General features: G+C 60.9%; 6 protein-coding genes. 1 reads left to right on the top strand and 5 read right to left on the bottom strand.

Annotated features, from left to right (window positions below; translation table 11 throughout):
- Positions 1-231: 231 nt before the first annotated feature.
- The 5 genes from AB4Z20_RS27735 to AB4Z20_RS27715 are packed head-to-tail and all read right to left on the bottom strand — an operon-like array spanning position 232 to position 8598.
- The gene (locus tag AB4Z20_RS27735) at positions 232-1638 is read right to left on the bottom strand and encodes an ATP-binding protein (RefSeq protein WP_253477681.1); all 1407 of its coding nucleotides are present in this window, start codon (positions 1636-1638) and stop codon (positions 232-234) included.
- Positions 1635-3437 (bottom strand): DAHL domain-containing protein, encoded by a 1803-nt coding sequence (locus AB4Z20_RS27730; RefSeq protein WP_442091173.1) that lies wholly within the window; start codon positions 3435-3437, stop codon positions 1635-1637. The genes AB4Z20_RS27735 and AB4Z20_RS27730 overlap by 4 nt, the downstream gene beginning before the upstream one ends.
- On the bottom strand, positions 3434-4393 hold the full coding sequence (locus AB4Z20_RS27725; RefSeq protein WP_442091171.1) for a cytochrome-c peroxidase: 960 nt from the start codon (positions 4391-4393) through the stop codon (positions 3434-3436). The genes AB4Z20_RS27730 and AB4Z20_RS27725 overlap by 4 nt, the downstream gene beginning before the upstream one ends.
- Before the next feature lie 42 nt (positions 4394-4435).
- The gene (locus tag AB4Z20_RS27720; protein WP_320389386.1) at positions 4436-6310 is read right to left on the bottom strand and encodes a putative bifunctional diguanylate cyclase/phosphodiesterase; all 1875 of its coding nucleotides are present in this window, start codon (positions 6308-6310) and stop codon (positions 4436-4438) included.
- The gene (locus tag AB4Z20_RS27715; protein ID WP_442091169.1) at positions 6307-8598 is read right to left on the bottom strand and encodes a GGDEF/EAL domain-containing response regulator; all 2292 of its coding nucleotides are present in this window, start codon (positions 8596-8598) and stop codon (positions 6307-6309) included. Before AB4Z20_RS27715 ends, AB4Z20_RS27720 begins: the two co-directional genes overlap by 4 nt.
- 228 nt (positions 8599-8826) lie before the next feature.
- On the opposite strand from AB4Z20_RS27715, the gene AB4Z20_RS27710 reads away from it, so the two are divergent.
- On the top strand, positions 8827-10194 hold the full coding sequence (locus tag AB4Z20_RS27710; protein WP_442091168.1) for an HD domain-containing phosphohydrolase: 1368 nt from the start codon (positions 8827-8829) through the stop codon (positions 10192-10194).
- Positions 10195-10460 lie beyond the last annotated feature (266 nt).

Here is a 10460-nt window from a genome sequence, read left to right as displayed (position 1 = left end):
GATCATTCAGGTAGACCGCGTCAGCCGGTTTGCGACGGCTGCGCCGCCGAGCGGGAGCAAGCTCCCTCGCCACAGGGGCTGCGTATTGGCTGGAATCACAGTTTATGAGCGCCAGAAAAACCTGTGGGAGCGAGCTTGCTCGCGATGGCGGTTGCACACTCAACACCTGCATTGACTGACCCACCGCTATCGCGAGCAAGCTCGCTCCCACAATTTGGACTGCCGGCGTGTTCAGCTCGCCTGCTTCATCTGCCGCACCGGCAATTCCACGCGGAAGGTAGTGCCGACGCCGACTTCGCTGCGTACCGTGATTTCGCCGTTGTGTTTTTTCACGATGCCGTAGGACAACGACAGCCCGAGCCCCGTGCCCTGGCCGATGGGTTTGGTGGTGAAGAACGGGTCGAAGATTTTCTGCAGGGTCTCGGGGGGGATGCCTGAGCCGTTGTCCGCCACTTCGATCCAGACGGTTTCGTCACCAACGCCGTTGCGCAGGGTGATGGTGCCGCGCTCGGGGCCGATGGCCTGGGCGGCGTTGACGATCAGGTTCATGATCACCTGGTTGATCTGCGACGGCAGGCATTCCACTTCCGGCAACGGCGTGTATTCCTTGACCACGTCGGCCTTGTACTTGATTTCATTGGCGACGATGTTCAACGTCGAATCCATGCCCTGCTGCAAATTGGCCATCTGCCATTCCTGCCTGGAATCGACGCGGGAGAAGTCCTTCAGGTCCTTGACGATCTGCCCGACCCGGCCAATGCCATCCTTGGACTCTTTGATCAGCAGGGGGATGTCCTCGACGAGAAAGTCCAGCTCCACCTGTTCACGCAGCTTGCGCAAACTCACCACCAGTTCCGGCGAGGCGATGGCCTCCTCGGCGCTGCCGTAGGCGCTGAGCATTTCCTGGAGTTTGCCGAAGTAGCCGTCCAACGCTCCCAGGTTGGAAGAAATGAAACCGATCGGGTTGTTGATTTCGTGGGCCACCCCGGCCGCCAACTGGCCCAGCGAGGCGAGCTTTTCCGATTGCACCAGTTGGGTTTCCAGCATCTTGCGTTCGTCGATCTCCATTTGCAGCAGCTCGCTGGCCTGTTTGAACGCCTGGGTGCGTTGTTCCACCAGATCTTCGAGCTTGTTCATTTTCAGTTGCGCACGGGAGGTCATTTCCCATTTGGTGGTCAGGGTGTTGGCCATCTGCTGGACTTCGATGTTGTCGAATGGCTTTTTCAGGATCAGCAAACGGTCGTGGCCGTTCAGGCGGTCGAGCAGTTCATCCCAGGAATAATCCGAATACGCGGTGCAGACCACCACTTGCAGCAACGGGTCGCGTTTCCACAGTTCTTCGATGGTCTTGGCGCCATCCCAGCCTTCGGGCATGCGCATGTCGACAAAGGCCAGGGCATAAGGACGCCCTTTTGCCGATGCCTCCAGCAACTTGTTCAGGCCTTCCTGCCCGCCATAGGCCGAGTCGAGTTCGAACACCGTGGCGGCAGGTTTTGGCGCATCGCCGAACAGCGCGCTTTCCATGTCCAGCAAGTCAGCGTTGCTGTCATCCTCCGGGGTGAGGATCTTGCGGAAATCTTCATGAATGGCGGGTGTATCGTCGATCAACAGGATACGGCGGTTACTCATGCTATTCATGGCTCACCTTCTGCAAGTTTCAGGGGCAGTTGCAGTTGGAACGTTGCCCCCGTGCCTGGCCCCTCACTATGGGCGGTGAGTTGGCCGTTCATTTCAATGGCCGCCAATGCGCAGCTGTGCAGGCCAAAGCCGTGGCCTTCCTTACGCGTGGTAAAACCGTGGGCGAAGATACGCGTCATGTTTTCCTCCGGGATGCCTTCGCCTTCATCCTTGACACTGATTTGCAGGGTCTGGCCATCGACGACGGCAGCCTTCAGGGTCATGTTCCGCGCATGGTTGGACACTCCGGCCATGGCGTATTTAGCGTTGCTGATCAGGTTGATCAGGATCAACAGCAAGCGGTGTTTGTCACCCATGATCCGCGGCACTTCGCCGTATTCCTTGATCACCGTAACATGATGGCGGGTCAGTGCGCCGGAGTTCATGCGCAGGGCATCTTCAAGCAGCTCGCTGACTACCAAAGGTTCCAGCAGGCTGTTGGCCCCGGCATAGGATTGCTGGGTGGAGACGATGTCCTTGATGTGGTCCACGCTCTTGCTCAGTTGGGCCAGTTCGTCGGTCAGGCCCTGTTGCTCGAGCGCGATGGCCTCGACCAGTTGGTTGAGGTAGCCGGGCAGCAGCTTGCCTTTGGCGTCCTCGGTGAGAAAGTGCCCGAGGTCATCGGCGTGCTCGTTGAACAGTTGCATCGCCTTGCCCAGCCCCAGGGCCTTGCTGCTGCGCAGTTTACGGCTGACCAGGTCGGCGGAGATGTTCACGCTGTTGAGGACGTTGCCGACGTTGTGCAACACGTTGGTCGCGATTTCCGCCATGCCGGCCTGGCGGGCGGTGTCCATCAATTCACTCTGGGTGTCCTTGAGCTGGCGGGTACGCTCCTCGACCCGTTGCTCCAGCTCGTCGTTGGCGGTTTGCAGGGCGTTGTTGACCCGCTTGATCTCGGCGAAGCTGCGTATCAGCCGGATTGCCAGCCAGATCAGGATCAGCACCAGGACCGTGGCGAACACCAGGAGGTAAACGTGGTTGCGCTCGTATTTGGCGGCGGCTTTTGCCTGGTCTTTCTCAAGCAGTTGGGTGATGGTGTCCAGGCGATTGGCCAAGGGGATCGCTTCGATGCCCAGTAACAACTCATTGACCCGTGGCTGTTCGCGCAGGATCACCCCGATGTGCCTGCGCAGGACTTCGACGGAGTTGAGCAACCCCTCAGGCAGGCGCTCCTTGTTGATATCCAGCTGGTTCAAGCCCAACAGGACCTGGGCTGCGATCTCAGGGGAGCTGAGCTGCGCGAACTCCATGGCGCTGAGCAACAGGTCGTAAGTGTCGATGGCAACGCTCTGCAAATCCAGTTTGTACGTGTCGGGCAGCCGGGCGAACTGGCCCTGGATGTCGTCCTCGCCAGTGGGCAGGAAGGCCAGGGAGTTGCGCAACACCGCGTTATGGGATTTGAACTGTTCTACCAGACGGGTTTTTTCCTTGACCGCCTTGAGATATTCGTCGCGCTGGGCCTCCCAGAGCGATGGCCCATGGCGCCCCGGTTCCGATTCGATGGCGTCCAGGCGCTGCCACAGGCGCGACATTTCGTGCAGGGGGGAGACCAGCGGGTCGTAGTTGTGGGTCAGGGCGATCCGCGACTTGAGTACTTCGTTGTCCCAGATGGCGTCCTGTTGCTTGAGCAGGCGGATCAGGTCCCGGGACTCAATGTACGAGGCGGCCTGCTGGGCGCCTGAGTTGATGTACATGAACAGCAGGACTGATGCCAGCAACAGACCGATGAATGCAAGACCGAGGCGACGGAGAGTGGTCATAGAGGCTTGCCCTCCGATTCACCGGTCAGCGTCTTGAGGAACTCGACGATCAGGGTCGTATCGTTCTTGAGGGGCTCACGCCCCAATTGGTACTTGAACATGACCTCCACCGCGCGTTCCAGGGTCGGCGCCGACGCGTCATGGAAATACGGGGCGGTGACGGCCACGTTGCGCAGGCTCGGCACCTTGAAGACCTGGCGGTCGGCCTCATCGCCAGTGATGTTGTAGCGTCCTTCGTCGGCTCGGGTGGGGTTGCCCCGGTCCTTGATGTAGTCGCCCATGACCCCGAACTTCTGGAACATGTTGCCGCCGATGTTCACGCCTTGGTGGCAGGCGATGCAGCCGTACTCCTTGAAACGCTGGTAACCGAACTTTTCCCGGGGCGTGAGGATGTCGGTATTGCCCTGCAGGTATTGGTCGAAGCGCGAATTGGGTGTCTGCAAGGTGCGCTCGTAATCGGCCAGGGCACTGCGGATATTGGGCTCGTTCACCCCGTCGGGGTAGGCGGCCTTGAAGTCCTTGCTATAGCCCGGGTCATCGGCGATGCGCTTGACCACCGATTCCCAGGTATTGGCCATCTCCGTGGGGCTGATCACCACGAAGTGCACCTGTTCTTCCAACGTTTCGACGCGGCCATCCCAGAACTGATGGAAGTTCAGCCCGGCATTGAACACGGTGGGTGTATTGACCTCCACGGGCTTGCCGTCGAACCCCAGGGAAAACGGCTTGTCGTCGGCGCCGCCCTTGTCCAGGTGATGGCAACTGGCGCAGGACAGGGTGTTGTTGACCGACAATCGCGGGTCATTGAACAGCCGCAGCCCCAGTTGGACGCGCTTGGGGTCCAGGGCCGGAATCGGGGGCAGGGGTTTGAGGGGTTCGTCCAGTGGTTCGGCGTGAGCGGTCACGCTTGATCCCACGAGCAGGCCGAGAGCCAGAATCAGTCCATGTAACGCCATGGGATGCTTTCCTTGAAACTTTGGTTGATAACACTCAGGTGTTCACGAAAACGGGTTCTGGCGTTTTTCCCACTCGGTCATCCAATCGGCGAAGGCCTGCGGTTCGACGGCCTTGCTGAAGTAATAACCCTGGACCTCCTCGCAGTGGTGCTGTTTGAGAAACTCAAGCTGCTCACGGGTTTCCACCCCTTCGGCAATGATGTGCAGGTTCAGGCTCTTGCCCAGGCTGATGATGGTGCTCACCAGCTTGGCGTCGTTGCTGTCGATGCTCAGGTCACCGACGAACGACTGGTCGATCTTCAACACATCCACCGGAAATTTCTGCAAATAGCTCAGGCTCGAATAGCCGGTGCCGAAGTCGTCGATGGCCAGGCGAATCCCCTGCTGCTTGATGGCCTTGAGGATGGCGACCGTGGTATCGACGTTCTGCATCAGGACGCTTTCGGTGATCTCCAGTTCCAACTGTGTCGGAGCCAGGCCGGTTTCCTTGAGGGTGCGGGCGATGCCTTCGACGAAGCCGCGCTGGCGGAAATCGATGGCCGAGACGTTCACCGACAGGTACAGCGGGCGCATGCCCTGGGCTTGCCAACGGCAGGCCTGCTGGCAGGCTTCCTGCAACACCCATTGGCTCAGCGGAACGATCAGGCCGCTGTCCTCGGCCACCGGAATGAAATCCGAGGGATAGACCAGGCCATGATCCGGCCTGTTCCAGCGCACCAGCGCCTCGACGCCGACCACCTTGCCGCTCTTGAGGTCGAGCTTGGGTTGGTAATGCAGCACGAATTCCTTGCGTTGCAGGCCCAGGCGCAGGCCGGATTCGATGGTCTGTTGCTGACGAGCCCGGCGGTTCATGTCTTCGGTGAAAAACCGATAGTCGTTGGGGCCGGTTTCCTTGACGTTGCGCATCGCTGTCTCGGCTTTCTTGATCAGCGCCACGGCGTCGAAACCGTCGGAGGGATACACGCTGATGCCCAGGCTCGCGGTGACGGTCAGGTCATGGCCGTCGATGGGTTGCGGGGAACTGATGGCCGCCAGCAGTTTGTCGGCCACGCCTTTGGTCTGTTGCGGGTCGACCACATCTCCCAGTATCACCACGAATTCATCGGAACCGTAGCGAAACACCGAATCGGATTCGCGCACCACGGTGGCCAGCGCCCGGGCCACGCGCTTGAGCATTTCATCGCCCACGGGATGGCCCAGCGCGTTATTGATACGCTTGAAGCGGTCCAGGCCGATGAACATCACCGCCAGCTGCCGATCGTGCCGGCGGCACTGGGCCATGGCCTGGGTCAGCCGATCGCCGAGCAACATGCTGTTGGGCAGTTCGGTGAGCACGTCGTATTGCAGCAGGTGGGACACCTTGAGCAATTCCTGGACGCGCTCTTCGATCGTGCGTTCCAGGCTGCGCATTTTTCTCGCCGCATCCTGGGCCAGCTGCCATTTCCAGGTCATGGCGCTGGCCATCTGGCGGATTTCCAGGGTGTCGAAGGGTTTCTTGAGGATCAGCAACTGATCGTCGAACTCGATCCGTTCGGACATGGTTTCCCAGGTGTAGTCCGAGAACGCCGTGCACAGGGCGATTTGCAGGCGCGGGTCGGCCTCCCACAGCGCCTCGATGGTTTGCAGGCCGTCCCAGCCCGGTGGCATGCGCATGTCGGCGAACACCAGCGCATAGGGCTGGCCTTCGGCCTGGGCGCGCTTGACCAGTTCCAGCGCCTCCTCGCCCTGGTAGGCCGAGTCGATCTGGAATTGCAGCCGGCTGACCTGCGGGGTGCCGAACAGCAGGCTCTCGGTGTCGTCCAGTGAGTCATCGCTGCCGGCGCTGGGGCTGAGGATCTTGCGAAAGTCCTGGTGGATCGCGGGCGTGTCGTCCACCACCAGGATTCGCCGGTTGGCAGGTACCGACATGGGGTTCATGGATTACTCTCCGATAGCTGGCTCGCCGGTCGGGTCCAGTGGTCTGTCGCGGGAATGATGGTGCCGGCCTTGAGCAGTTCGGCGGCCTGGCCGCTGTCGACCACGGTGCTGAAGTAATGCCCCTGGGCCTGCATCGCTCCACCGCTGGACATCAGCGTGGTGCGTTGCTCCTGGGTCTCGACACCTTCGGCAATGATCCCGATGCCCACGTCCCGGGCGAAGTTGATGATCGCCCGCAACGTCGTGGCGTTCTCGGGGTCGGCGTTGGCGCTGTCGAGGAAACGCTGGGCGAGCTTGAGGTGATTGACCCGGTAGGTCTTGAGGTAATCGAACGAGGAGTACTCGGTGCCGAAGTCATCGATGGCGATCTGCACGCCCAATTCGCAGAGGCGCGGCAGCACGTCGTTGTGGGTCCACTTGGTCTGGGCCAGGGTGGCTTCGGTGACGTCGAAGCGCAGGTCCCAGGGCGCCAGTTCCCAGCGCGCGGTGGTGCGCAGCACGTCGTAGATCAGTTCCGGCCCGGTCTTGAGCTGGGTCAGGGACAGGTCGATGGCGATCACCGGGGGCGCCATGCCCTGGTCGCGCCACTGGCGCATTTGTTGGCAAGCCTGGTCCAGTACCCAATGCCCCAGGCCAATGATGATCCCGGTTTTCTCGGCGGCGGGCATGAAGGCCGCCGGTTCCAGCCAGCCACGTTGGGGGTGGTTCCAGCGTACTTGCACGCCCATGCCGAGGATCTTGCCGGTGCCGAGGTCGACTTCCGGCAGGTAGTGCAGGTGCAGTTCGTTGTTTTCAATGGCTTGGCGCAGGTCATTGGCGAGGGCGACCCGGTCGGTGACTTCCTGGTTAATTTCCTCGTTATGGAAATGGTACTGGTTGCGGCCCTTTTCCTTGGAGCGGTACAGGGCCATGTCGGACTGCGCCATCAGGCTGTCGGCACTCAGGCTCTGCGGGGTGTACAGGGCGATGCCGATGCTCACCGAGATCCGCACATCGTTGCCGTCCAGGGAATACGGCGCCACGAGGGCATCGCGGACCTTGCCCGCCAACGCGGCGCAATGGGTCGCTTCATGGACATCCAGTTGCAGGAGGGCGAACTCGTCGCCGCCCAGGCGCGCCACCACGTCGTTTTCCCGGGTGCAGGCCTTGATGCGAGCGGCGACCTCCTGCAACAGCAGGTCGCCGATGGGGTGGCCCAAGGTGTCGTTGATCCGTTTGAAGTGGTCCAGGTCCAGGTAGAACATCGCAAACGGTGCGGCACCCCGACGAGCGGCGGCGAAGGCCTGGTGCAGGCGCTCGATCATGGTGGCGCGGTTGGCCAGCCCGGTCAGGCCGTCGGTGCGGGCCAGCAGGGCGATTTTTTCTTCGGCCAGCTTGCGTTCGGTGATGTCGAGGATGATGCCTTCTATTTCCAGCAACAGGCCATGGTCGTTGCGCACCGGAATGTAGCGGTTCTCCACCCAGCGGAACGTGTCGTCGCCGGTGTGCATGCGGAACTCGATGGACGCCCCTGCGGAATCGCGGTCCAGGACGCGGACCATGGCCTCATGGACCTTCTCCTGGTCGTCGGGGTGGATCAGGGTTTGCGCCCAGTCCGGCGAGTTGGTCAGTTGCGCTGCGGAATGGCCGAACTTGGTGATGTTGTGGGAGATGTACATCAATGCGAACGGTGGCTCGCCCCGCAGGCGATAGAGAATGGTCGGGCTGTTCTGCACGATGATGTTGGCGTCGGCCAGTTCGCGGGTGCGTTCTTCGACCGCGCGCTCGAGCATGTCCATTTTCAGCGCCGCGTCTTCGGTCATCTGCCATTTGACGGTCAAGGTGCAGGCCATCTGGCGGATCTCGATGGCATCGAAGGGTTTTTTCAGGATGAGCAGGCGATCGCCCAGTTCAAGGCGGTCGGCGATGTCTTCCCAGGAATAGTCCGAGTAGGCGGTGCACAGGGCCACTTGCAGCTTGGGGTCGGCGCGCCACAGCCGCTCGATGGTTTCCAGGCCGTCCCACCCCGGCGGCATGCGCATGTCGATGAACGCCATGGCGAAGGGTTGCCCTTGAGCCAGTGCCGTTTCGACCTTGTTCAGGGCTTCCATGCCCTGGAACGCCGAATCGAGCACGAAACTCGTGCCGGAGACCGCCACGGGCGAGCCGAACAGGGCTTCTTCGGCGCTGCTCAGATGGTCATTGGCGTCCGCCTGGGGGCTGAGGATCTTGCGAAAATCCTCATGGATGGTCGATGTGTCGTCGACGATCAGGATCCGCCGATTGGTTTTATCCAATGGCAGGCTCATGGCCGTGCACCACTTTGATGCTGACTATAGAACCCTGGGAACATCTGATATCCCTTTCGCTGGCATGAGTATTCGGCCTGTACTTGGCCCTTCATGGGATACAGCATAGTCGTCTCATCGGGATACGCTCGGCCAGTGATGGCAAATGTGTCTAAATGTTCGCAATCTACTAGCCTGTATTTCGGGGGTAAGGTAGAACGGTTGTCGTGAATAGGAGGGGGGGTTCAAATGGAAGATCAATCGCCGGATGTTTCGGTAAGGAAACCAGCGGTGCTGTTGGTCGATGACGAAGAGTCGATCCTCAATAGCCTGCGTCGGCTATTGCGCAGCCAGCCGTACGAGATTCTGCTGGCCGACAGTGGCGCCAAGGCCTTGGAAATTCTCAAGGAGCGGCCGGTCGACCTGGTGATGACCGATGCGCGCATGCCGAACATGGATGGCGCCACGCTGCTGGCCGAAATCCGCAAGCTGTACCCATCGACCTTGCGCATCCTGCTCACCGGTTATGCCGATGTGGACATGATGACCAAGGCCATCAACGAGGGGCAGCTCTATCGCTACCTCAGCAAGCCCTGGAACGATGAGGAACTGGTGCAGGCCTTGCGCCAGGCCCTGTCCCACCAGCATTCCGAAAGCGAGCGCCAGCGCCTCGAAGCGCTGAACCGCGAGCAGAACCAGCAACTCAAGACCCTTAACGCCACCCTGGAAAAACGCGTGGCGTCGCGCACCTCCGAGCTGCAGCAGACCGCCGACATGCTCGATTTGGCCTATGACGAGCTCAAGCGCAGTTATGTGACCAGCACCGAGGTGTTTTCGCTGATCGCCAACCTGCGCCTGCCCAAGGCCAAGCAGACCAACCGGCAGATCATCGAGTTGATCAGGGTCTATAGCCGGCTGCATTTCCTCGATGAGTCCGCCGACCGCGACCTGACCATGGCCGCGGCGCTCTACAACATCGGCAAGCTGAGCTGGACCGACAACATGATGGTCACGCCTGCCGACTTGCTGCACCACAACGAACTTGAGCTCTATCGGGCCTATCCGAAGCAGAGCGAGTCGCTGCTGATGACCCTGGACCCGATGAAGGACGCGGCGCGGATCATTCGCCATCACCAGGAGCGTTGGGACGGCAGCGGTTTCCCCGAGCACCTTCGGGGCGAGGCCATTCCGTTCGGTTCGCGGCTGTTGAAACTGGCGGTGGACTTCATCGAGCTGCAGCGCGGGTTGATCCTGGAGCGGCAGATGAACAGCGACGAAGCGCTGGTCTACATCCGCAAGTACGCGGGCAAGCTGTACGACCCGGATATGATCGAGGATTTCATCCAGGCGTGTGCCGAATACCTGGAAGACGTGACCCTGTCGGACCCGACGGTACAAGTCTCCACCACGCGCGAGTTGACCGCGGGGATGATCCTGGCGCGCAACCTCAATGCCGACAACGGCATGTTGCTGCTCAACGCTGGCAAAATCCTGAGCGGGCCGTTGATCGAAAAACTCATTGCCTTCGAAGCGATGGAGGGGGCGCGGTATAGCGTGTTCGTCAAGATCCCCGAAGAGCAGGCCGACCCTACGGCGCCGAAGCCGATTTTGGGGTGACTGGGGGTTGGGTTGGATTGGATTGGGTACATATCCGTTGCTGCGGTAACGGCGGCTTAGGGTTCCGCCCTGACGGCGGGTCACTTTCGAAAAGCGCGAAAGTAACCAAAGCGCTCCTGCCCCACCACTCGGTGCCTCGCCTAGGCTCGGCATGCCCTCACTCCGGCATTGCTCCGTGGGCCGCCGCGAAGGGCCATCCATGGCCCAGCGCGGCTACCTCGGCATCCATGCCGAGGTGCCCACTGCGCAATGCCTGCGTTCGGCCA

This window comes from Pseudomonas sp. KB_12 (assembly GCF_052114545.1).
Classification (GTDB): Bacteria; Pseudomonadota; Gammaproteobacteria; order Pseudomonadales; family Pseudomonadaceae; genus Aquipseudomonas; species Aquipseudomonas brassicacearum.
This window is presented reverse-complemented; position numbering and strand designations above follow the sequence as displayed.